This window comes from Bradyrhizobium sp. 199, assembly GCF_023073355.1.
In the GTDB taxonomy this organism is placed as follows: Bacteria; Pseudomonadota; Alphaproteobacteria; order Rhizobiales; family Xanthobacteraceae; genus Bradyrhizobium.
The window spans coordinates 700,248-722,929 of record NZ_JADPJI010000002.1 but is presented as its reverse complement, the minus strand read 5'-3'; the positions used below and the strand labels follow the sequence as shown (position 1 = coordinate 722,929).

Here is a 22,682-nt window from a genome sequence, read left to right as displayed (position 1 = left end):
ACCGCGAGTCTTTGCCAAACTACTCCCGGGGATTCTGGATCCCTGCGTGCGTAGGGACGACACCGGGTCTGGAACGATCTTGGCCCCTTTCCGCCCATCCGCAACTCGCTGCCCGCCCCATCTTGACTCCCTCCAAATTCGTTATACAACATAACTATTCTGACAAGGACGCAAATGAGACAGGGAAACGCCGAGACCGCTGACGCGGGTACCTCCGGGCTATTGAAGATCGAGCGGGCGGACCGGGTTCTGACCGTGGGTCTGAACCGGCCGGCCAAGCGTAATGCGCTCAACGACGGCATCATCCTGGAAATCGGCGAGTGTTTCGCGAACCTGCCCGAGGATATCGGCGCGGTCGTCATCCACGGCATCGGCGATCATTTCTCCAGTGGCCTGGACCTCTCCGAGCTGACCGAGCATGACGCCACTGGCGGCCTGCTCCATTCCCAGATGTGGCACCGGGTGTTCGACCGCATCCAGTACAGCCGCGTGCCTGTGATCGCAGCCCTCAGCGGCGCGGTGATCGGCGGCGGGCTGGAACTTGCCTGCTCGGCGCATATCCGCGTCGCGGAGCCCTCGGCCTATTTCGCGCTTCCGGAGGGACAGCGCGGCATCTTCGTCGGCGGCGGCGGCTCGGTGCGGCTGCCGCGGCTGATCGGCGTCGCCAGAATGATGGACATGATGTTGACGGGTCGCGTCTATAGCGCGACCGAAGGTGCCTCCTACGGCTTCGCGCAATATGTGACGGAAGCCGGCAACGCGCTCGGCAAGGCGCTGGAGTTCGCAACCAAGGTCGCCTCCAACGCGCCGCTGACGAATTTCGCCGTGCTCCAGGCGCTGCCGATGATCGCAGAGGCCAATCCGCAGACCGGCCTCTTGATGGAATCGCTGATGGCGACCGTGGCGCAGAGCGACAAAGAGGCAAAACGCAGGATCCGCGAATTCCTCGAACACAAGACCGCAAAGGTAAAACCGAAATCATGAGCGCGCAGCCGTCCTCTTTCAGCATGGAGCGCGGCGCGAGCACTTTTCCGCTGCGGCCCATTTCGTTCGGCGATCCCGTCGTCAACGTCGAGCGGCGCGACGACGGCACGATTTACCTGCGACCAAAGCAGCCGCTCGGCGACTATCCCGTCCGCATCACCGATCGCCTGCATCACTGGGCGACGACGACACCCGATCGCGTCTTCATGGCCGAGCGCGAAGGCGGCCGCGGCTGGCGCAAGATCACTTACGCCGAGCTGCTCGTCGCGAGCCGGCACATCGCTTCAAGCCTGATCGCGCGCGGCCTGTCGGCGGAGCGGCCGGTCGTCATCCTCTCCGGTAATTCGATCGACCACGCTTTGCTCGCGTTCGGCGCGTTCTATGCCGGCATTCCGTTCTGCCCGGTGTCGCCGGCTTATTCGCTGGTGTCGAAGGATTACGGCAAGCTGTCCCATCTGATGAAGCTGCTGACGCCCGGCCTCGTCTTCGCCGAGGACGCCGACAAGTTCGCCGATGCGCTCGCCGCCAATGTCTCGCTCGGCACCGAGATCGCCGTATCCTTTGGCAAGGTACCGGGCCGCGATGTCACCCTGCTCGCCGACTTGATGGCGACCCCGATCCGCAGCGATCTCGACGCGGTGCACGGCAAGATCGGCCCCGACACGATCGCGAAATTCCTGCTGACCTCGGGCTCGACCGGCAATCCCAAGGCCGTCATCAACACCCAGCGCATGATCTGCGCCAACCAGGTGATGCTGCGCGAGACGCTCGCCTTCCTCAAAGACGAGCCGCCGGTCATCATCGACTGGCTGCCCTGGAATCACACCTTCGGCGGCAACCACAATGTCGGGCTGACGCTCTACAATGGCGGCTCGATGTATCTGGACGCCGGCAAGCCGATGCCCGGCGGCATCGAGGAGACCGTGCGCAATCTCCAGGAGATCTCGCCGACGGTCTATTTCAACGTGCCCAAGGGCTATGAATCGCTGCTGCCCTATTTGCGCGACGATCAGGGCCTGCGCGCAAAATTCTTCGACCGGCTGCACGCGATGTTCTTCTCGGGCGCCGCGCTGTCGCCCTTCATCTGGGACAGCCTCGACGAACTCGCCGTGAAGGAAAAGGGTTATCGCGTGCCGATGCTGACCGGCTTAGGTGCAACCGAGACCGCGCCGTTCTTCATGTCGGTCAATCCGCGCACCAGCCGTTCCGGCCATGTCGGCCTGCCCGTTTCGGGTAACGACGCAAAACTGGTGCCGAACAACGGCAAGCTGGAAGTGCGCGCCAAGGGGCCGAACGTGATGCCCGGCTACTGGCGCCAGCCCGACATCAGCGCGAAATCCTTCGACGAGGAAGGATTTTATATGATGGGGGATGCGCTCAAGCCTGCCGATCCTGACGATCTAAACGCAGGGTTCGATTTCGACGGCCGTGTCGGTGAAGACTTCAAGCTCGCCAGCGGCACCTGGGTCAGCGTCGGCCCGCTGCGCGCGCGCCTCACAGCAGCCTGCGCACCGCTGGTGCGCGACGTCGTCATCGCCGGCATCAACCGCGACGAGGTCTCCGCGCTGGTCGTGCTCGACCTCGACGGTTGCCGGCTGATCAATCCGACGCTGCCGACCGACGACCTCGTCGCCGCGACGCGTGACCGGCTGGTGCGCGAAGCGTTTCGCGAGCGCCTGACCGCTTTCCTCAGCCAAGCCACGGGATCGTCGACGCGGATCACGCGCGCGATCCTGATGGACGCGCCGCTCTCGATCGATAAGGGCGAAGTCACCGACAAGGGCTCGATCAACCAGCGCGCGGTGCTCGAGCATCGCAGCCTCCTGATCGAAGAGCTCTACGCTGCCAATCCGTCGGACCGTGTGATATCGGTCGCTTAAGAAATCATCGCCAAGGGAGAACGCCATGTTGTTGAAGGATCAGGCAGTCATCGTCACCGGCGGCGCATCGGGACTGGGCGCGGCGACCGCGCGAAAGCTGGCGGCGCAGGGTGCCAAGGTCGCGGTGTGCGATCTCAATGCCAAGCTCGCTGAAACCGTTGCGGCCGAGATCAAGGGCGTCGCCGTGACTTGCGACGTCTCCGATGCCGCCTCCGCCGAGGCCGCGGTCGCGCAGGCTGCAAAAGCCCACGGCCCGGCGCGCGTGCTGGTCAATTGCGCAGGCATCGGCGTTGCCAAGCGCGTGGTCGGCCGCGACGGCCCGATGGCACTCGCCGATTTCGACAAAGTGATCAAGGTCAATCTGATCGGCACCTTCAACATGCTGCGCCTTGCCGCCACCGAAATGTCGAAGCTGGAGCCGCAGGCGACCGGCGAGCGCGGCGTCATCATCAACACCGCATCCGTTGCCGCCTATGACGGCCAGATCGGCCAGTCCGCCTATTCGGCCTCGAAGGGCGGCATCGTCGGCATGACGCTGCCGATCGCGCGCGAGCTGGCGCAGTTCGGCGTCCGCGTGCTGACGATCGCGCCCGGCCTGTTCCTGACGCCGCTGCTCGCGAACCTGCCGCAGGAAGCCCAGGACTCGCTCGCGGCCGCGATCCCGTTCCCGCGCCGGCTCGGCCAAGCGGACGAGTTCGCCGCGCTTGCGCTGCACATGGTCGAGAATACGTACCTGAACGGCGAGGTGGTGCGCCTCGACGGCTCGCTGCGCATGGCGCCGAAATAGGACGCGACACATGTTCGTGAACCGGCGCGACGTACAGATCCAGTGGGGCGATTGCGACCCCGCTAACATCGTCTACTACCCGCGCTATTTCGCGATGTTCGACGATTCGACCTCGACCCTGTTCGAGGTCGCCGGATTCTCCAAGCAGGATCTGGTTCGCAAATACGGCCTCGTGGGCATCCCGATGGTGGACACGCGGGCCAAGTTCTACATCCCCTCGACCTATGGCGACTGGATCACCATCGAAACGAAGATCGAGAGCATCAAGCGCTCGAGCTTCGAGGTGAAGCACAGCGTCTACAAGGGTGAGGCGCTGGCTCTCGAGGGTTTCGAGACCCGCGTGCTGGTCGGCCGCGATCCCGTTAACCCCGACAAGCTGAAATCGGCACCATTCCCGGCGGAAATGGTAGCCAAACTCACGGGAAGCTAAATCGCCGCATCACCAAAAGAGGGGGCTGAATTACCCCCCGATTTCTGCTTTCAAAGAAACACGTAAAGGGAGGAATAGATGAAACGCTTTTACCTGACCGCTGCCGTCACCGCGGCCGCGCTTGCGCTGCCGGCCCTGCCAGCACTGGCCCAGACCACCGAAGTCACGATCGGCATCACCACCACCACGACCGGCCCCGGCGCAGCACTCGGCATTCCCGAGCGCAATGCGCTGGAATTCGTGCCGAAGGAGATCGGCGGCGTGCCGCTGAAGGTGATCGTGCTCGACGACGGCGGCGATCCCACCACCGCGACCACCAACGCCCGCCGCTTCGTGACCGAATCCAAGGCCGACATCATCATGGGCTCGGCGCTGACGCCGCCGACCATCGCGGTGTCCAACGTCGCCAACGAAGCCGGCATTCCGCATTTCGGCCTCGCACCCTTCCCGATCACTCCGGAACGCATGAAGTGGTCGGTGGCGATGCCGCAGCCGATCCCGATCATGGGCAAGGTGCTCTACGAGCACATGAAGTCGAAGGGCGTGAAGACAGTCGGCTATATCGGCTATTCCGACTCCTATGGCGACCTCTGGTTCAACGACTTCAAGGCCCAGGGCGTGCCGATGGGCATGACCATCGCCGATGAGGAGCGGTTTGCCCGTCCTGACACGTCAGTGACCGGTCAGGTGCTCAAGCTCGTCGCCGCCAATCCCGACGCCATCCTGGTCGGCGCTTCCGGCACCGCGGCCGCGCTGCCGCAGACTGAGCTGCGTGAGCGTGGCTATCAGGGCCTGATCTACCAGACCCATGGCGCGGCCAGCATGGACTTCATCCGCATCGCGGGTAAGGCCGCCGAGGGCGTGCTGATGGCAGCGGGTCCGGTGATGGATCCGGAAGACCAGCCGGACGAGGCAGCCACCAAGAAGCCCGGCCTCGCGCTCAACGCCGCCTATGAAGGCAAGTACGGTCCGAACAGCCGCAGTCAGTTCGCCGGCCATTCCTATGACGCGTTCGAGATTCTGAAGCGCATCATCCCGGCGGCCCTGAAGACCGCAAAACCCGGCACGCCGGAATTCCGCGAAGCGATCCGCCAGGCGCTCCTGACGGAGAGGGAGCTGGCGGCAAGCCAGGGCGTCTACAATTTCACCGAAAAGGACCGCTACGGCGTCGACGACCGTTCGCGCATCCTGCTCACGGTGAAGAACGGCAAGTACACGCTGGTGAAGTAGACGCAGCAGCCAGGATTAAGACGACGAGAGCCGGCCAGATGGGCCGGCTCTTTCGTTTTGGCGATGCTTATGAGCCGTCCTAAGCCGCCTGCCGCAGCGGAATCCAGGCGAACTCCGGATAATACGCGTCCATCATGCGGTCGACGTAAGCCGTGAGGTTCGGAAATCCCTCGGCGCGCTGGCGCAAGGCCGATTCGAAGAAGGGCGAGAGGATACCGGCGAGCATACCAAAGGCGGTGGCATCGACGCCGCAGGGCTTGTTGCCCATCAGATAGGACTTGTCGCCGAGCTGCACCGAGAGCGCGAACAGCGAGCGCACGGCGAGGTCGACGTCGTCGTCGGGCGCGTGGCGGCCGAGGCCCGAGAGCAAATAGTTCTCGGCGACGCGGAATTGCGCGTCCTCGCGCAGCTTCTCCCGGTTGTGCTCCGGTGCGCCATCGAAGAAATGCGCGGGACCCTTGGCAAAATTGACCGGATCGACCCAGCGCGCCCCGACCAGTCCCCAGTAGACGTGGTGCTCGAGCATCCGTTCGAACGCCCAGGCCTGCGCACGCTCGGCCAGCGACAGGCCTGCGTCGAAATCGAAGCCGTAGCGGCGCTCGATATGGGCGCGGATGAAGGTGGAATCGGCCACCGCCTCACCGCCGTCGTCGATGAAAGGCAGCTGCCCCTTGGGGGAGGCCGGCGGCATCGCCCGCTCCTTCCGGTAGGGCAGTCCCGCCATCTTGAGCTGCACCTCCGTCTTGGTGACGAAGGGGCTGATTTCAGGCAAGCCAAAGCCGGTGCCAAAGCCGTAAAGCGTGATCATGCGAGCTCTCCTGGACCTCTCGAAAGTTGACGGAACCTAGCGACCGGCTGCTGCCACCATGGTGGCAGCAGCCGTGATATCTTCTGCGAAGCGGGCCCCCTGCCAGGCACGGCCCATCACATGGCGGACCAGAGCGTCCGCGGCCTGGACCAGTGAGCGTGTCACCACGCTTGCGAGCGCCAATCGGAGGTCAATGGCCATGAGATCGAGCGAAACGAGGCGGCTGAGCGCCAATGCTTGCCAAATCTGGGCCTGCCACATCTGGGCGCGCCACAACGGAACGGCCGGGCCGAAATGGGTTGGAATGATCATGGACAAATCCTCTTCAGTCGATGTGTTGTCCCGGTATAGAACCCCCCTGCTGCCAGCATCCTGTCAGCAGCCGCCGGCCGCCTTCTGAAAAGACCCTGAGAAAAAAGCAGCGACAAGGGACCCCTCATGAGACGCGCCGACCGGCTGTTTCAAATCATCCAGGTGCTGAGGCGCACGCGTAAGCCGCTGACGGCGGATGCCATCGCGGCCGAACTCGAGACCTCGAAGCGCACGATCTATCGCGATATCGCGACGCTTATCGGTCAACGCGTACCGATCCGCGGTGAAGCCGGCATGGGCTACATCCTGGAAAAGGGTTTTGACCTGCCGCCGCTGATGCTGACACCCGACGAGATCGAGGCGGCTGTGCTGGGCGCACAATGGGTTGCCGGCCATGCCGATTCGGCACTGGCACGCGCGGCGGAAGACCTGATGGCCAAGATCGCCGACACCGTGCCTGAGCGCCTGCGTCCCTTCGTGCTGGAGCCGGCGAGCCGTGCGCGGCCGAGCTGGAACAGGGAGCCGGACCGTCTGGACATGGTTCGCACCCGCACTCAGATCCACGAGGGCAGAAAGATCATGCTGCGCTACCGCGATGAGCAGGGCCGCGCCAGCGAGCGCATGATCTGGCCGATCTCGGTCGGCTATCTCGAAGCCGTGCGGCTGCTCGCAGCCTGGTGCGAGCTACGCGGCGACTTCCGCAGCTTCCGCACCGACCGCGTCGTGGAGGCGAACTATCTCGACGAGAAATATCCGGAACGACGCGACGTGTTGCGCGCAAGATGGCGGCAGAGCCTGGTCTGGGGCACTCCCAAAGATACCTGAAGAACAGGTGACGATGATGGAAGAGAGCACCGATCCGTCGAGCTGTTGCCAGAATTGCGGCGCGTGCTGTGGCTATTCGGCCAACTGGCCGCGCTTCTCGATCGAGAGCGACGAGGAGCTTGCCGCGATTCCGGAGACGCTGGTCAACGAACGCCAATCCGGCATGCGTTGCGAGGGCGATCGCTGCTCCGCCTTGCAGGGGGAAATTGGGAAAGCGACCGCGTGCGGCATCTATGCGATGCGGCCGGAGGTGTGCCGCACCTGCATGCCGGGCGATGCCGAATGCGCGATGGCGCGGCGGAAGTTCGGGCTGCCGGTGATCGCTAGCGCATGATCCGGAAAAGCGTGAAGCGGTTTTCCGTCAAGATCATGCGCCGACAAATTGCGCTTAGGCCGGAACGACTTCGCCGATCTCGTCGTCGATCTCGTCATCCAGCGGCGCGAGCACCGAGAGCGGCTTGGTCGACAGCGTGATCGGCTTGCGCCCGCCCGACAGCGACGGCGAGGATTTCGCCGCGCCTTCGCGCGACAACGCATAGAGCGTCGAACCGACGCGGCCGCCGTTCTCGATCAGGTCGCGCTCGTTACAGCTTCCGGCGATCGCGACCGCCAGCGAGTGCAAATGGCTGCGGCGATAGCAGAACAGCGCCAACCTGGCGCGCGCGTCAGGGGAAACACTCTCAACCAATCTCGGCAGGCCACTCTCGCTGGCGCGATACATCTCGCCAAGGAGTTCGTCGCGGACCGGGCACAAATCGCCTTCAAAGGTATCGCGGCTTGAAAACATTGCAGTTCTCCCTCATGCGGGAAGATGCAGTGCAATTCTCTAATGAAAGGTTAACCACGCTGCCCGGTAGTCACCCGGGGTCATTGCGCCCTTGCCGCGAATCAGGGGGCACGGCGGGACTTAGTCTGTGTGCCCCCGTTCCGGGACGGTCCGCAGACCGACCCGGAATCTCGAGAATCCGGGTTCTCGCTTGGCGAGCCACGGAATGACTGCGCAGCAGTCAGTTCGCCGCCATGAAGATGGAGAGGCCGAAGCCGGTAAGATGGTGGAGGGCCTGGTCGATGCCGATCAAGGTCCAGAACCAGGGATGCGCAAGATCGACCCCGAAATTGGCCGAGACGAACCCTTTGGCGCGGTCGATCGTGATGTGGATCACGAAGTCGATCAGCGCCACAAACCAGAATTTGGGCGCCACGATCAGGATCAACGGCAGCGCAACCGCAAGGTGAACGAGGCAGTGCACCAGCAGCGGAAGGGCCCAGCCGTGCTTCTGGTCCTTGCCATGCGCCATCCAGGCGGTCTGGAGGACGAAATCGGCGATGATGTGCTTGAAGGTGAGCAGCAACATCCAGCCAATAAGCGCTTCGGCCGGAACCGCCGATGACATGGTTGGAAACGACAAAGCTGACGCCCTCATTGACGTGACAAGAAAAATTGGAGCGTTCAGCGCAACTTCTTCTTGGACCGGTTCTTGGACCGGTCAAATCGCCGGGACTACGATTTATGACATCTCCCGCGGCGGAATGCAGCCGGGGGGAACCGGAAAATCGCCAACTGTGGCTAACCGGTGATAGGACGACCGATCACCGCGGCCGCATCGCGTAAGGTTACCTCCGGCTCGGAATTTGCATTCCGTGACCTTCGCGCTATCATTGCCCGCAGAGAATATCGTTCTTTTTTCAGACGTTTAGGAATTGCAGGGCGCCCGCCGCGATCATTTCCGCGAGCAGCCCGTCCCCCCAAGAATAAGGCCAGAGTGCTGCCATGAGTACTGAAGGCCCCGTTTCATCTCCGACCGAGCCGCCGCCCCGGCGCCCCAAGGTGATCAAGACCAATCAGCAGCAGGTCTTGCTTTACGTCGTGCTGACCCTGCTGTTGTCGCTCGCCACCGTCTGGGGCGGCCGCGCCATGCTGCACAATTCGGAAACGCTGACCTTCGCCGTCGGCACCCCCAACAGCGACGAGGCGCTGTTCGCGGCCAAGCTCGCCACCGTGCTGAAGACCAACGCCTCGCGCTTCCGAATCAAGATCGTCAACAACGCAGACAACGCCAAGGCGCTCGCACAGTTCGACCGCAAGCAGGCTGACCTTACCGTCCTGCGCACCGACGCAAAGGTACCGCTGCGAGCGCGCACACTCGCGATCCTGGATCATGATCTCGTGCTTCTGCTCGGTCCCGGCAACAAGAAGATCAAATCAATCGCCGAATTGAAGAAGAAGAAGGTCGCCGTTCTCGCCGAGAACGAGTCCTCCCTCGCCTTCGTCCGCAGCATCCTCGACATTCCCGACGGTCCGGACGCCGCCAGAATCCAGATGGCGCCGCAGGGCGCAACGCTCGACAAGCTGTTTGCGCCGTCAAACGGCTTCGGCGCGGTGATCGCCATCGTCCATGCCTCCAGGGCTGTGCGGGACAAGACCTATGAGCAAGTCGCCAAACGCAGCGGCTTCACGCTCAACGCGATCGACGAGGCCAAGGCGCTGGCGCGCAGAGTCCCGGGCATTTCCAGCGAGACGCTAACGGCGGGCACGCTGTCGACCTCGCCGCAAATTCCCGACGACGATCTCGACACGATCGGGCTCGAATGGCTGCTGGTCGCGCAATCCAGAATGTCCCCGAGCACGGCAGGCGAGCTGGCACGCACCGTCTATGAGAACAAATCAGCGCTCGGGCTCGACAACAGCTTTGCCACCAGGATAGAGCCGGCCTCCGTCGAGAAGGACGCCTTCGTGATGGCGCACCAGGGCGCGGCCGACTACATCAACGACGACACCAAGTCGTTCATGGATAAGTACAGCGACTTGATGTATCTGGGCGCCGCCGCGCTCAGCGTCATCGGCTCGATCTTCGCCGCGATCTACGCCAAGATCACCCGCATCGCGCCAGAGAAGGCGAGCGAGCTCTCCACCGCCATCCTCGACATCGGCGAGCGGATCGAGCACGCCCAATCTCTGGATCAGCTCGAATGTCTCCAGGACGAGCTGGAGGGCATCTTGCGTGGCGCTGTCATCGGGCTGCGAGACGGCACCATCAGTACCGACGGGCTCGACACCTTCAAATTGGGCTACGAACTCGTCCGCGACGAGATCGGCATGCGCCGCGACTATCTGAAACGTCATGCCGGCGAGATCGAAAAGGCCGCGTGCGAGGTGAGCCCTGCCCAGAACGACGACAGCAATGTCGTGGTGGTGAAGACCGCCCAGAGCGCCTGACGGGGTCGGCTGAGCAACCCACCGCTCTCGTGTGCCGGACAAGTTGCAATGCCAAGGCGTGGCAGCGCTGAGCCAGACCCCAGGAAGCCGCACGAAGCGCTGCTCCATGGGCGCCGGCTCTGCAGCGCACCACTGCGTGCTGCGCTTGCGTCCGGGGCACGAGACCCGGATCGACGTCCGATCCTCGGGAACCGGCGCGATCTGCAACCGTTGGTTCCAGGTTACAACCGGAGACCGCCGCATGCGTGCACTCCTCATTATCCTCCTCCTGGGAATGCTGGCGGCGGCCGGCTACTTCGCTTATTCCGCAATTGCGATCGAAGATGAGGCGATTCCGACGCAAGGCTATGTGGCGCTGGCACTGGGCGCGGGGTTTTCCATCATTGTCGGCGTCGGGCTGATGGTGCTGCTGTTCTTCAGCAGCCGCCGCGGTTACGACGAGCCGCCGCATTTCCGGTAGACAAGCTCGCCAGCGATAGCCGCGCCGATCCGCGGGGCCCGTGCAGCAGCGCCGATGAAGCTACCCGCCCCCTCGCCCCGTCGTTGACGGCCCCCGCGCGGGCGGGCACTTTGTGCCGACGTCCCAGCCGGGACCCCGAAGACTTGTGCCAATCCCGAGCCGCTTTCCCGCATGTCCAAGCCGCCGATTTCTGCTCTGGCCCAGTTCGCGGCCGCCACGGCCGGCCGCAACATGACCAAGGCGGCATACGTCGCGGTGACCGTCGGCCTGCTCGGCATGGTGTTGCTGACGGACAAGCGGGCCTATGACGCGCACGGCTGGATCAACGGTCTGCTCTGGGCTTGCCTCGTCTATTTTGCGTTCGAATGGCTGGTCCGGCTGCGCCACATGGCGCAGCAGGGGCGGCTTTCGCTCTACATGTCCTCCTCTGCCGGGCTGGTCGACGCGATCGGGGCCTTGGCGGTGCCGGTCGCGCTGGTTCTCGGCGTCGAGCCCAAGACAGCCTGGTTACTCACCGTGCTCTGGGTGTTGAAGGTCATTCCCGGCATTCCCGGCCTGCGGCAGCTCCGCCGCGTGCTGGTGCTCGAATCGGGGCCGCTGGTCAGCGTGCTCGTGATCTTCCTGACGGTGGTCTTCCTCGCCTCCGTCGCCGAATATCTCCTGGAGCGGGACGTGCAGCCGCAGACCTTCGGCAGCGTGCCTGCCGCGCTGTGGTGGGCGGTGGTGACCCTGACGACGACAGGCTACGGCGACGTCGTGCCGGTCACGCCGCTCGGGCGCTTGGTTGCGGCTGCGGTGATGATCTCCGGCCTCGGCGTGTTCGGCCTTTGGACCGGTATTCTGGCCACCGGATTTGCCGCCGAGACCCGGCGGGACAATTTCCTCAAGACCTGGGAATCCGTCAGCAAGGTGCCGTTCTTCGCGGCGCTCGGACCCGCCGCCATTGCCGATGTCACCCACATGCTGCGGAGCATGGAGCTGCCGGCGCGCACCATGATCATCCGCAAGGGGGCGCAGGGCGATTGCATGTATTTCATCGCCGCCGGCGAGGTCGAGGTCGACCTGCCCGGCAAGAAGGTTCAGCTCGGCGAAGGCGCCTTCTTCGGCGAGATGGCGCTGCTCGGCAACAACAAGCGGGGCGCCAATGTTTCGACCACGAAAGTATCGCGGCTTCTGGTGCTCGACCTCGTCGACTTCCGCGTGCTGATGGCACGGCACCCGGATCTCGCCGAGACCATCGACGCCGAAGCGAAACGCCGCGCGCGCGAAAACAGCTAAATGGAGACAAAGAATGTCGGACCTCACCGACGCAGCCAGCGGCCCCCTGCTCGAACGCGACGGCGCACGCGCCACTATCCGCCTCAACCGGCCCAAGTATCTCAACCGGCTCCAGGCCGAGGACCTCGACGAGCTCGTCAAGCTGTTCGACCTGATCGAGGCGGATGCAGCCATCCGCGTGCTGGTGCTGACCGGCACCGGCCGTGCCTTCTCCGCCGGTTATGACCTCAATTCCGTCGCCGAGCGCGCCGTCAGCGCAAACGAGCAGCAGAGCGCGGGCTCCGCCTTCGAGGTGGTCGTCAACCGGCTGGAGGATTTGGGCGTGCCGACGATCTGCCGGCTCAACGGCGGCGTCTACGGAGGCTCGACCGACCTCGCGCTCGCCTGCGATTTCCGCATCGGTGTTGACACCGCCGAGATGTTCATGCCGGCGGCACGGCTCGGGCTGCATTATTACCGGAGCGGCATCAAACGCTACGTCACCCGGCTTGGCCTCGACAACGCTAAAAAGCTGTTCCTGACCGCGCAAAAGATCAGCGCGCCGGAGATGCTGCGCATCGGTTATCTCACCGCGATGGTACCAGTGGAATTTCTGGACGAGGAAGTCGACAAGCTCGCTGGCGTCCTCGCCGGCAACGCGCCGCAGGCCATGCGCGGCATGAAGCGTGCGATCAACGAATTCGCCCGCGGCGAGCTCGATGATCGCGCCACCGACCAGCGCCATCGGGACAGCATGCGCGGCGACGAGATCAAGGAAGGCATCAAGGCGTTCGCGGAGAAACGGCCGCCAAAATTCTGATCACGCCCGCTTCGACCTCATCGCGCGCACCTGCGTCAGCTTGGGATCGCGGGCGAGCGCCTGGTAACGTTTGCTATCGATCGCGTGGATCGCGATACGGCCCTCATTATCGGCATGAACGCCCCAGCCGAAGCGCTTGCCCAGGCTCGACGCCCTCATGCATGCCCGTCCCCGGGAGAAGAACGCTTCACGGGCCGCTTGCTGCTCCGCTTTCGTCGTCTTCCCATCGAGCTCCCGCCCCGGCGCAGACGTCGCAAAGATCACGTCGTCGGACCTATATTTGTAAGGCGCCTTGGCGATCATCTCGTATTGCAGGTACGCCACTGTCGGCTTTCCCGCGCGGAGCGGCGGCTCTTCCCCGGTGCGCGCAGGACAATCTTCAGCAACCTGGATGAAAGTATTGAAGCAGTTGGTCGTGTGCATCGGCTTGGTCATCTGCAAACCCTCGATCACTCACCCTCCACCAGCCGCCGCGGCATGCTGCGCCGCCATCTCGGCGTCCGCCGCAGTGATGTGCTGGAAGGCCGGCCGCGCGGTCATGCGCTCGGCATAGCGGACGAAGACGTCCTTCTTCGGCACGATGCCGAACATCATGGTCCAGTTGAACGCGACGCCCCATAGCACATCGGCAGCTGTCATGCGCTCGCCGAGCAGATACGGCCCCTTCGACAGCTGGGCTTCGAGCGCGCCGAGCATGGTGTCGTAGTCGGCATAGGGCGACTGCGTGATCGGCGCCGGCTCGCGCTGCATGAATTTGTCGATCAGCGCGGGCTCGAAAGATGAGCCGTAATAGGCGATCCAGCGCAGATAAGGGCCGCGCAAGGGATCGTTCAGCGCGGGCGTCAGCCCAGCCTGCGGAAACAGATCGGCGAGATAGATGGTGATCGCGACCTGTTCGGTCACCAGGGCGTCGCCGTGACGGACCGCCGGAACCTTGCCGAGTGGATTGATAGCGAGATAGTCGGACTGACGCTGCTCCCCGGCCTTCATGTTGAGGACATGAAGATCGTAGGGCGCCCCCAGCTCCTCCAGCAGCACGCGCGTGCCGGTGGCGCGACTTTGCGGCGAATAATACAGCGTGATGCGGTTCGGATCGGTCATGGCAGGTCTCCCTCAGGCGCCGTCTGCTGGGTGCATCTTGTAGTTAACCATACCTGACATCTTGTGTCAGGTATGGTTTAAGCAATCATGCGCGCGAGCCGGATGCTGTCGATCCTCACCACCCTACAGGCCAGGGGACAGGTCACCGCGCCCGAGCTCGCGGAGGCCTGCGAGGTCTCGGTGCGCACGATCTATCGCGACATCGATGCGCTCGCCGCGTCCGGCATTCCCGTTTACGCCGATCGCGGCGCGGAGGGCGGCTACCGGCTGCTCGACGGCTATCGCGTGCGGCTGAACGGCCTGTCGCAGACCGAGGCAGGCGCGCTTTTCCTGGCCGGATTGCCGGGCCCCGCCGCGGCGCTCGGGCTCGATGCGGCGATGATCGCCGCCCGAAACAAGCTGATGGCGGCGCTGCCAGTCCACCTGCGCCAGGATGCCAGCCGGATGCAGGAGCGCTTTCATCTGGACGCGCCGGGCTGGTTCGGCGAGGCGGAAGAGCCGAAGCATCTGCGCGCGATTGCCGACGCGCTGCTGCGGGGGACGCTGATCAGGATCCGCTACCAGAGCTGGCGGTCCGAGAAGCAGCGCCGCCTCGCGCCGCTCGGCCTCGTGCTGAAGGGTGGGAACTGGTATCTCGCGGGCCAGGTCGACGCCAGCGTACGCACCTATCGCGTCGCGCGCGTGCTCGACTGTACAGCGCTCGACGATCGCTTCGATCGCCCCGCCGATTTCGATCTCGCCGCCTATTGGCAGGCCGCGACACTTCGCCTCGAGGCCGAGATGCATCCCAATGTCGCGGTCGTGCGGCTGTCGCCGCTCGGTGTCAAGCTGCTCGATGCGCTGAGCCAGCCTTACGTTAAGGCACGCACGCAGCTCCAAGAGAGCACTGATACTGACGGCTGGCGCATTGCGCGCGTGCCTGTTGGCAAGACATCCTGGCACGCCGCCGCCGAATTGTTGCGGCTCGGGCCCGAGGCCGAAGTGTTGGAGCCGGCCGATCTTCGCGACAAGATGATGGAGCTGACGCAGGCAATGGCCGCGCGCTATCCCGCTGTGCCAAAAGCCTGACGACGACACATTTCGCACGCCACGAAACAATCCTGAAACACGATTCTCCTCATCCCAGGTGAACGCGATCGCATCTCGGCTCGACCGAGATGCAGGGACACAACAACGGCCCTAACGCCATACTGGAGAATGAAAATGTTTCGTAAGCTTGCTCTTGGCCTGATCGCCGCCGGTTCGCTCGGCGTTGCCGCTCTCGCGCCCACCGCCGCCTCGGCCGGTGGTTTCCATTACCATCACGGTCATCACCACTGGGGTCCCGGCTGGGGCGTTGGCGGCATCTACCTCAACACCGGCGTCAGCAATTGCTACCAGGAGCGCCTGATCCAGACTCGTCACGGCCTGCGCGTGCGCGTCGTGAACGTCTGCGCCTACGGGATGTACTGATATCTCGCCGCTTCCAAAAAGCCCCGATCGCACCGCGATCGGGGCTTTGCATTTGACTAAAGCGGGATGCGATCAGGATGAATCGCCATCGCGCTTTAGGTTGTTGTTCAAAGCATGTTCTTTTCGGAAAACCGCTGCGCACTTTTCCGGATCATGCTTTAGCCGGCCTGCCGCTGCCGGCGAAACCAGGCCCAGGTCTCGCGCGTCGTTCTGATGTAGCCGCGGCCGCGGTGGACGATCTCGCCGTCGACGATCTCGTTCAGCTTCGGCAGCGCATGGAAGGGGATCGAGGGATAGGCGTGGTGCTCGACATGGTAGGGCATGTTCCACGCGAACCATTTGACGACCGCGCCGGTGTAGGTGGTGCGGGTGTTCTGAAACGCGCTGCGGGTCCGGTCGCAGCCGGTATGCTCGGCATAGAGATAGGGCCGCAGAAAGAACTGCCCGATGACAAGCGGAACGATCCAGACCCAAAGCAGCAACGCCGACGAGAACCACAGCGAGAGCGCGAGCAGCAGAACATAGAGCGCGACATAGGCGCGCGCCTCGACGACGATGGTGGCGCGCTTGCCCTCGGGGATCCAGGGCATGGTAACCTTACCGCTGACCGCATGGCCGAGCATCAGCCGCAGCCGCCCGGCGACCTGGAGCAGGCCGCTATAGGCGATCGCGAGCTGCGTGTCGGATGTCGGCTTTACCCCCACGATCAGCTCGGGATCCTTGTCCGGATCCTGGGTGTAGCGGTGATGGTCCCAGTGAAACAGGCAGTAATATTCGTAGGGCAATCCGATGATGAAGGCCGAGAGATGGCCGACGACGAGATTGAAGCCGCGGCTCCTGAAGGCGGTCTTGTGCGCGGTCTCGTGCACCGCCATGAACAGGAAGGCGACGACATAGCCCTGCACTGCGATCAGTGGCAGCGCCCAGAGCACGCCATGGCGGGAAGCGACCGTCCAGATCAGCGCGCCCACCAGCACGATCGCGCCATAATGGCCGAGGCTCTGCGCCGCGCCCCTGAGATCGGAACGGACCGACAGTTCGCGCAGCATCGCCGGCGTCAGGGGCTTCAGGCGGTGGCCGGTGTCTGAAACGGTCGCGTCAGTCATGGTCGGATGCCTATGTCACTTGGCGAGAAGGGCTGCGATCTCAGCCTTGATGAAGGCCTGATCGCGCGGATTGCCAGCGGGGTTGCCGGCGCGATGGCCGTGCAGGGACGGGATCGGACGCAGCACGGCCGATTTCGCGTTGGTCAGCCGGCCAAGCTCGTCTTCGTTGTCGCGGACGTCAAAATAGCGATCGGTCGCCCCCGGCATCAGCAGCATGTGCGCCTCGATCGCCGCCAGCGCCCGATCGAGATTGCCGCCGAATGCCGGGCAGCGACTGATGTCACCGCGCTGCCAGATGCCGATCTGCGCCAGGAGATCATTGGCGTCGCGCCGGGCAAACGTCGCGTCCCAGACACGGACAAGATAGTCCTCCAGCGAGGTGAACCCCGCCTCGCGCCAGAGTTCGTCGCGATAGAAGCCGTGCGACATCGCCCATCCTGCATAGACGCGCCCCATGGCGCGAAAGCCGGCGACGGGCTTCTCGGCGAAGCGGCCGTCGCGGAAGGCGGGATCGGCGGCGAGCGCGGCCTTGACGCTCTCAAGGAAGACGCAATTGTAGGGCGCGCAACGTGCACTGCCGCAGACCACGGCCGCGCGCGCGACCATATCGGGATGCAGCGCCGCCCAATGATACGCCTGCATGCCGCCCATCGACCAGCCGTAGACGAGGGCAAGCTTTGCGATGCCTAAGCGCTCGGTGAGGAGCCGGTGCTGGACCGCGATCGCATCGTGATAGGTCAGCTCGGGAAACTGCGCCGCGGTATTCGACGGCGAGGACGACAGACCGTTGCCGAACAGGTTCGGGATGATGATGAAGTAGCGCTTGGGGTCCAGCACGCCGTCCAGGCCAATCAGCCACTCGGTGTCAAAATGCTGCGCGCTGAACGACGTCGGATAGAGGATGACGTTGTCCTTCGCCGGGCTCAGCGTGCCGTAGGTCTTGTAGGCGAGCTTCAGGGAGGAGAAGACGGTCCCGGACTGGAGGGTAACGTCGCCGGCCTCGAAGATGTCGTACTGCGCCGTCATGAACCGAAACTCCCGCTCGCGGCCCAGAATGCGCGGCTGACGCGACGATGCATCGATCATGCCGAGCCCACAGACGCGCCGTTGCGCCGCGCTCAATAACTGTACTTTTAGTACAGTTATTTTAGGCCGGCAAGACAAATCCAACGACCTTACCGGCTCAGACGATGGAGGCGATATAACGCTCCACCGACGCTGCGAAGGCGGCCTTGGCCCCAGTGGCAATGTTGCGTCCCCACCATGCGCCATAGATCCGATCAAAGGCGAGCGGCTCGACGGCTGCCGCGATCCGCCGCACCGCGGCGGCATTGAGCGGCATGTAGTTGGGGTAGGAGTACATGAAGCTGACGAAGCGGCGGTCCATCGTCACCTGAGCAATGTCGCCGGTGAGCAGCGCGCCCCTGCCGTCCGCGCCCCGCGCAGCGTGCAGCATGGTGGCGCCGGCAAAATGACCACCGGTGCGCAGCAGCAGCAAATCGTCGGAGATGCGGTGGCTATCGCCGGTCCAGTGCACGATCGAGGGATGCGACCGGGTGACGAAGGCACGATCATCGGCATGCAGATACACCGGCACGCCGCCGAAGGCGTCGCTCCAGTCTGCGACCGCGCCGTAGTAGTGCGGATGCGAGATCGCGATCGCCTTCAGTCCGCCGAGTGCTGCAATGTATTGGATGGCTTCATCGGTCGCGAGGGGAACGCAATCCCACATCACGCAGCCGTCGCCTTGAGGCACCAACAGCGCGCGCTGCCCGATGGCGAAGCTCGGCTCCATGCCGATGCCGGTGAGGCCAAGATCGTCACGTCCAACCAACCGGTGCCCCCGCATGAGCTCCTCGCGCGTGAGGAAGCTCTGTCCTTTCCAGTTCACGAACTGCCGCTCGTCCTGGCAAACCAGGCAGGAGGCGGGCGGATTTCCGCCATTCGGGAATTGTGCGCCGCAGGTTTCGCAGGTCCAGAGAGGCATGACTCGAGCTCCGTGGGGACGATCGCAGGATGACATCGCGAAGAAGCGCTCGGCAAGGTCGGTGGCGGGAGGGAACCAACGCGGCGAGCGCCCGTTACGTTCAGGTCCACGCGGAAGCGATTGGCTAAAGTGTCACGTGGAGCGTGTTTAGGTATCGATGACATCGCGGTCCCCCTCCTCGTCCCGAATCTGGCCTCTGTTCGCTCTTAACTTCTTCATGGCCGACATGCAGTCGGGCATCGGTCCGTTCGTCGGCGTATTCCTCCAGGAGCGCGGCTGGGCGACCGGGCTGATCGGCACTGCGCTGACGATCGGCAATGTCGCGGGCATGCTGATCACGACGCCGATCGGCGGCTTCATCGATGCCAGCCGCAACAAACGAATGTGGGTCGTCATTCCCGGCATCTGCGTCGTTCTCGCCTCCGCCATCATCCTGATCTCGCAAAATTTCTGGGCGGTGACGTTCTCGCAAGTCGCGCAATCGCTGGCGAGCGCCGCGATCGTGCCGGCGGTGACGGGAATCACGCTGGGCATCGCCAAGCAGAAGGGCTTCAACGCACTCAACGGCCGCAACCAGGCGTACAACCACGCCGGCAACATGGTCGGCGCCGCGCTGTCGGGCTACCTCGGCTACAAATACGGCTATGTCGCCGTGTTCGTGCTGGCGGCCGTGTTCGGTGCCATCGCGATCGCTTGCGTGCTGATGATCCCGGCCAAGGCGATCGATGACCGGGCCGCGCGCGGCAGCAAGGAGGATGACTCCAAGGCTGCGCCGGATGCGATGACGATGCTGCTCAAGCACAAGCCACTGCTCGTCCTGGCGCTCGCGCTGGCTCTATTCCACCTCGGCAATGCCGCGATCGTTCCACTCTACGGGCTTGCGGCGGTAGCCGAGGGACAGGCCAACGGCCCGAGCTTCGTCGCGACCACCGTGGTGATTGCACAAGGCGTGATGGTGGTGACGTCGCTGATCGCGATGAAAGCCGCGAGCAAGCGCAATTACTGGCCGGTGATCCTGGTGTCTTTCATGTTCCTGCCCATCCGCGGCGTGCTCGCGTTTTTCGTCACGGGATGGTGGGGCGTCGTGCCAATGCAGGTACTCGACGGCATCGGCACGGGTCTGCAGACCGTTGCCGTTCCCGGCATGGTCGCGCGCGCGCTCAACGGCAGCGGCCGCATCAATCTCGGCCAGGGCGCCGTGATCACGGTGCAGGGTGTCGGCGCCAGCCTCAGTCCCGCGCTCGGCGGCTGGATCGCGCAATGGATCGGCTACGGTCCGACCTTCCTGCTGCTCGGCAGCTTCGGGCTCGCATCGATGGCGCTGTGGTTCGCGTTCGGGGCGACGGTGAAGAAGTATTGAACTTCATCGCCGTCACGGATGTCACGGCGACGACGTAGGCTGCAAGCAGTCGTCTTCGCGGCGACGCTGCCGAAACGCCACCCGGTTCTATGTCGCAAAATTTTTCTGGATCGCCTTGTCCAGCGTCTCGTCGCCGACGAAGCGTTGGCGTAGCTCGCGCTTGAGCAGTTTGCCGCTCGGATTCTTCGGCAAGGCGTCGACGAAAATGACGCGCTTGGGCACCTTGAAGTGCGCCATCTGGCCGGCGCAGTGCTTGATGACGGCGGCCTCGTCCAGCTTTTCACCGCTCTTGACGACGACGATGGCGGTGACCGCCTCGATCCAGCGCGGATCGGGCAGGCCGACCACGGCGACCTCGGAGACGGCGGGGATGCGGTAGACCATCTCCTCGACCTCGCGGCTCGCGACGTTCTCGCCGCCGGTCTTGATCATGTCCTTGACGCGATCGACCACCGTGATGTGGCCCTCCTCGTCGACGGTGGCGAGATCACCGGAGTGAAACCAGCCACCCGAGAACGCGGCTGCGGTCTTCACGGGATCATTGTAATAGCCGGAGAGCAGATGCGGCGAGCGGTGCACGATCTCGCCGACCTCCCCCACCTTCACGTCCTCCATCGAATTGTTGACCACGCGCGTCTCGACATTGAGCACGGGCTTGCCCGCCGAGCCCGCTTTGCGCAGCTGGTCTTGCGGCCGCAGCACGGTCGCGAGCGGCGCGATCTCGGTCTGGCCGTAGAAGTTCCAGAACTTGACGTTGGGCAGGCGGCGCTGAAGCTCGAGCAGCACCTCCACCGGCATGATCGAGGCGCCGTAATAGCCCTTCTCCAGCGTCGACAGATCGGTCTTGTCGAAATTCGGCGAGCGCAGCATCGCGATCCAGATCGTCGGCGGCGCGAAGAACGACGTGATCTTGTGCGCCTGGATCAGCGCCAAAATGCCGTCCGCCGTAGGCTTGCCCGTGATCACGCCGGAGGCGCCGAGATAGACTTGCGGCCCCAGGAAGACGTCGAGCTGGGCGCAGTGATAGAGCGGCAGGGCGTGCAGGAACTTGTCCTCCACGCTCATGCCGCCATCGATGATGCAGCTGACATACTGCCACATCACGGCTTCATGGGTCAGCATCGCGCCCTTGGGCAGCGATTCCGTGCCGCTGGTGTAGACGATCTGGGCGAGGTCTCGGCTGTCGACCGACGCTTCCAGGAACGAGCGGTCGGCATGAAGCAGATCGTTGAAGGTGGTGAGGCCCGCAGGCGCGGACGCAGGATCCTCGCCCGGCAGCCAGATCATCTTCTCGACCGCGCAATCCTTGGCGCTGGCTGCGCGCGCGGGCTCGACGAAATCCGGACCAGTCGCGAGCAATTTTGCCCCGGAGCTCTTCAGGATGAAATTGATCTCGTCCGGATTGAGCATGAAATTGATCGGCACCAGCACCGCGCCGATCCGCGCCACCGCAAATCGCAGCGCGGCGAAGGCGTGCGAATTGCGCGAGAGCACCGCGATGCGATCACCCTTCTTGACGCCGAGGCCGAGCAGGCCGCGGCCGAGCCGGTTGCAGATCGCGTCCATCTCGGCGAAGCTCCAGCTCACGTCCCCGCAGCTCACCGCAAGCTTGTTCGGCTCGCGGCCTGCCGAGCGGCGCAGGAGGTCGCCGATGGAATGCTCGCGGGCTTTCGCGATGGTGGCTGAGGTCTCGCCGGTCATGTGTCCCTCCATGTAATGTCTTTGTTTGCTGGATTTATTGCTTGGTATCTTGCGTCTTGTTTGTTTGCGCTATCTGCGGCGAGCCGCCTGTGCGTGCTCCATGTACATGTGCTCGACCGAACGGTCGAGCGAGGCGATCTTCTCGAAGCCCCGGCGCCAGTCCTGCAAATGCCGGCGCGTCCAGAGCACGCCGGCCTCGCGGTCGCGATGGCGGATCGCGTCGATGAGATGGCGATGCGCTGCGACGAGACGCGGACCGCCTTCGGCGACACCGGTCACGATCATTTCGGTGGTTGGATAGAACAATTGCGCTGCCGGCTCGCGCGCGAGTTGGAGCACGCGGTTCTGCGAGGCCTTGGCGATCAGAACGTGGAATTCGGCGTCGCATTCGGCGAGCATCGCGGGATCGCCGACCACGGCCTCGCTGCGTGCAAGATTGTCGGCGAGTTCGGCGAGATTCTCCCCGGTCCCTCGCTCCACGGCGCCCTCGATGCTCGCGACCTCCAGTGTCATGGAGGCCTCGTAGAGCTCGCGGAAGGTGACCTCGTGCAGGACCAGCGCACGGCTGAGACGGCTCGCGAGCTGTCTGTAGCGCGGCAGGCAGGCGTGCAGACGCCGCGAGGAATCGCGCCGGATCAGTCCGCCCTCCTCCAGCACACGGATGCCCTCGCGGATGGTCGAGCGATTGACGCCGAACTGGCGGACCAAATCGTGCTCGGTGCCAATGGGATCGCCAGGTTTGATGCGGCCATTGACGATCTCGCGTTCGATGGCGTCGGCGACCTTCTGATAGGCCGGCGCGACATCGATCGGTCGGAAGAGCGGCGCGAGGGGCAAATCGGCCTCCAATGGCGATTGTCCGACAAACTATAGGAGCCGTCCCAGGACGCGTCAATTACGGCAATTTGGCCTGATTGGCAAGAAATTGACTCCTCTGGAACCGAGCTCTAACTTTGTCGGACAAG

25 protein-coding genes are annotated in these 22,682 nt (G+C 64.0%); 14 read left to right on the top strand and 11 right to left on the bottom strand.

What is annotated here, in order from left to right:
- Positions 1–174: 174 nt before the first annotated feature.
- From IVB28_RS03475 to IVB28_RS03455, 5 genes are all read left to right on the top strand, one after another.
- Positions 175–984, top strand: coding sequence for a crotonase/enoyl-CoA hydratase family protein (locus IVB28_RS03475; RefSeq protein ID WP_247524655.1), 810 nt, complete (start codon positions 175–177; stop codon positions 982–984).
- Positions 981–2,864 carry a feruloyl-CoA synthase gene (locus tag IVB28_RS03470; protein WP_247524654.1) on the top strand — a complete coding sequence of 628 codons (1,884 nt, stop codon included), beginning with the start codon at positions 981–983 and terminating at the stop codon, positions 2,862–2,864. Before IVB28_RS03475 ends, IVB28_RS03470 begins: the two co-directional genes overlap by 4 nt.
- Positions 2,865–2,889: 25 nt before the next feature.
- Positions 2,890–3,651 carry an SDR family NAD(P)-dependent oxidoreductase gene (locus tag IVB28_RS03465; protein ID WP_247524653.1) on the top strand — a complete coding sequence of 254 codons (762 nt, stop codon included), beginning with the start codon at positions 2,890–2,892 and terminating at the stop codon, positions 3,649–3,651.
- Positions 3,652–3,661: 10 nt separating this feature from the next.
- Complete coding sequence (locus IVB28_RS03460) at positions 3,662–4,081, top strand: thioesterase family protein (RefSeq protein WP_247524652.1); 420 nt, start codon at positions 3,662–3,664, stop codon at positions 4,079–4,081.
- A 78-nt stretch (positions 4,082–4,159) separates the two neighbouring features.
- Positions 4,160–5,311, top strand: a complete 1,152-nt coding sequence (locus IVB28_RS03455; protein ID WP_247524651.1) for an ABC transporter substrate-binding protein — start codon at positions 4,160–4,162, stop codon at positions 5,309–5,311.
- Between the two features lie 79 nt (positions 5,312–5,390).
- Here IVB28_RS03455 and IVB28_RS03450 read toward each other — a convergent pair whose 3' ends face one another.
- Positions 5,391–6,119, bottom strand: a complete 729-nt coding sequence (locus IVB28_RS03450; RefSeq protein WP_247524650.1) for a glutathione S-transferase family protein — start codon at positions 6,117–6,119, stop codon at positions 5,391–5,393.
- 36 nt (positions 6,120–6,155) lie between these two features.
- Positions 6,156–6,431 carry a hypothetical protein gene (locus IVB28_RS03445; RefSeq protein ID WP_247524649.1) on the bottom strand — a complete coding sequence of 92 codons (276 nt, stop codon included), beginning with the start codon at positions 6,429–6,431 and terminating at the stop codon, positions 6,156–6,158.
- A gap of 126 nt (positions 6,432–6,557) precedes the next feature.
- On the opposite strand from IVB28_RS03445, the gene IVB28_RS03440 reads away from it, so the two are divergent.
- Together IVB28_RS03440 and IVB28_RS03435 are read left to right on the top strand one after the other, a co-directional pair.
- Complete coding sequence (locus IVB28_RS03440; protein ID WP_247524648.1) at positions 6,558–7,256, top strand: YafY family protein; 699 nt, start codon at positions 6,558–6,560, stop codon at positions 7,254–7,256.
- A 16-nt stretch (positions 7,257–7,272) separates the two neighbouring features.
- A complete protein-coding gene (locus tag IVB28_RS03435; RefSeq protein WP_247524647.1) occupies positions 7,273–7,590 on the top strand; it encodes a YkgJ family cysteine cluster protein in 318 nt (105 codons plus the stop codon).
- Between the two features lie 54 nt (positions 7,591–7,644).
- Here the strand turns inward: IVB28_RS03435 and IVB28_RS03430 are convergent, their stop codons facing one another.
- Positions 7,645–8,043, bottom strand: a complete 399-nt coding sequence (locus IVB28_RS03430; RefSeq protein ID WP_247524646.1) for a hypothetical protein — start codon at positions 8,041–8,043, stop codon at positions 7,645–7,647.
- Between the two features lie 220 nt (positions 8,044–8,263).
- Positions 8,264–8,611 carry a DUF3307 domain-containing protein gene (locus IVB28_RS03425; RefSeq protein WP_247525332.1) on the bottom strand — a complete coding sequence of 116 codons (348 nt, stop codon included), beginning with the start codon at positions 8,609–8,611 and terminating at the stop codon, positions 8,264–8,266.
- A 416-nt stretch (positions 8,612–9,027) separates the two neighbouring features.
- Here IVB28_RS03425 and IVB28_RS03420 point away from each other — a divergent pair, with 416 nt between their 5' ends.
- The 4 genes from IVB28_RS03420 to IVB28_RS03405 all read left to right on the top strand — a co-directional run bounded on the left by IVB28_RS03420 (position 9,028) and on the right by IVB28_RS03405 (position 13,010).
- Entirely contained in the window at positions 9,028–10,473 is a 1,446-nt protein-coding gene (locus IVB28_RS03420) for a TAXI family TRAP transporter solute-binding subunit (protein ID WP_247524645.1), read from the top strand.
- 241 nt (positions 10,474–10,714) lie between these two features.
- Positions 10,715–10,933: a hypothetical protein gene (locus tag IVB28_RS03415; RefSeq protein ID WP_247524644.1), complete on the top strand. Its 219-nt coding sequence runs from the start codon at positions 10,715–10,717 to the stop codon at positions 10,931–10,933.
- A gap of 171 nt (positions 10,934–11,104) precedes the next feature.
- Positions 11,105–12,211, top strand: a complete 1,107-nt coding sequence (locus IVB28_RS03410; RefSeq protein ID WP_247524643.1) for a cyclic nucleotide-gated ion channel — start codon at positions 11,105–11,107, stop codon at positions 12,209–12,211.
- Between the two features lie 13 nt (positions 12,212–12,224).
- Entirely contained in the window at positions 12,225–13,010 is a 786-nt protein-coding gene (locus tag IVB28_RS03405) for an enoyl-CoA hydratase/isomerase family protein (protein ID WP_247524642.1), read from the top strand.
- Here IVB28_RS03405 and IVB28_RS03400 read toward each other — a convergent pair whose 3' ends face one another.
- Together IVB28_RS03400 and IVB28_RS03395 are read right to left on the bottom strand one after the other, a co-directional pair.
- The gene (locus tag IVB28_RS03400; RefSeq protein WP_247524641.1) at positions 13,011–13,445 is read right to left on the bottom strand and encodes a DUF6157 family protein; all 435 of its coding nucleotides are present in this window, start codon (positions 13,443–13,445) and stop codon (positions 13,011–13,013) included.
- Between the two features lie 18 nt (positions 13,446–13,463).
- Positions 13,464–14,111 (bottom strand): glutathione S-transferase family protein, encoded by a 648-nt coding sequence (locus tag IVB28_RS03395; protein ID WP_247524640.1) that lies wholly within the window; start codon positions 14,109–14,111, stop codon positions 13,464–13,466.
- A gap of 87 nt (positions 14,112–14,198) precedes the next feature.
- Here IVB28_RS03395 and IVB28_RS03390 point away from each other — a divergent pair, with 87 nt between their 5' ends.
- The gene (locus IVB28_RS03390) at positions 14,199–15,179 is read left to right on the top strand and encodes a YafY family protein (protein ID WP_247524639.1); all 981 of its coding nucleotides are present in this window, start codon (positions 14,199–14,201) and stop codon (positions 15,177–15,179) included.
- A gap of 135 nt (positions 15,180–15,314) precedes the next feature.
- Positions 15,315–15,563 carry a hypothetical protein gene (locus IVB28_RS03385; RefSeq protein ID WP_247524638.1) on the top strand — a complete coding sequence of 83 codons (249 nt, stop codon included), beginning with the start codon at positions 15,315–15,317 and terminating at the stop codon, positions 15,561–15,563.
- A 158-nt stretch (positions 15,564–15,721) separates the two neighbouring features.
- Here IVB28_RS03385 and IVB28_RS03380 read toward each other — a convergent pair whose 3' ends face one another.
- From IVB28_RS03380 to IVB28_RS03370, 3 genes are all read right to left on the bottom strand, one after another.
- Positions 15,722–16,669: a fatty acid desaturase gene (locus IVB28_RS03380; protein ID WP_247524637.1), complete on the bottom strand. Its 948-nt coding sequence runs from the start codon at positions 16,667–16,669 to the stop codon at positions 15,722–15,724.
- A 15-nt stretch (positions 16,670–16,684) separates the two neighbouring features.
- Complete coding sequence (locus IVB28_RS03375) at positions 16,685–17,695, bottom strand: alpha/beta fold hydrolase (protein ID WP_247525331.1); 1,011 nt, start codon at positions 17,693–17,695, stop codon at positions 16,685–16,687.
- A 157-nt stretch (positions 17,696–17,852) separates the two neighbouring features.
- Positions 17,853–18,656, bottom strand: a complete 804-nt coding sequence (locus tag IVB28_RS03370) for an MBL fold metallo-hydrolase (RefSeq protein WP_247524636.1) — start codon at positions 18,654–18,656, stop codon at positions 17,853–17,855.
- Positions 18,657–18,813: 157 nt separating this feature from the next.
- Here IVB28_RS03370 and IVB28_RS03365 point away from each other — a divergent pair, with 157 nt between their 5' ends.
- Positions 18,814–20,016, top strand: coding sequence for an MFS transporter (locus tag IVB28_RS03365; protein ID WP_256466974.1), 1,203 nt, complete (start codon positions 18,814–18,816; stop codon positions 20,014–20,016).
- Between the two features lie 87 nt (positions 20,017–20,103).
- Here the strand turns inward: IVB28_RS03365 and IVB28_RS03360 are convergent, their stop codons facing one another.
- A complete protein-coding gene (locus tag IVB28_RS03360; protein WP_247524634.1) occupies positions 20,104–21,717 on the bottom strand; it encodes an acyl-CoA synthetase in 1,614 nt (537 codons plus the stop codon).
- Positions 21,718–21,786: 69 nt separating this feature from the next.
- Positions 21,787–22,554 carry an FCD domain-containing protein gene (locus IVB28_RS03355; RefSeq protein WP_247524633.1) on the bottom strand — a complete coding sequence of 256 codons (768 nt, stop codon included), beginning with the start codon at positions 22,552–22,554 and terminating at the stop codon, positions 21,787–21,789.
- Positions 22,555–22,682 lie beyond the last annotated feature (128 nt).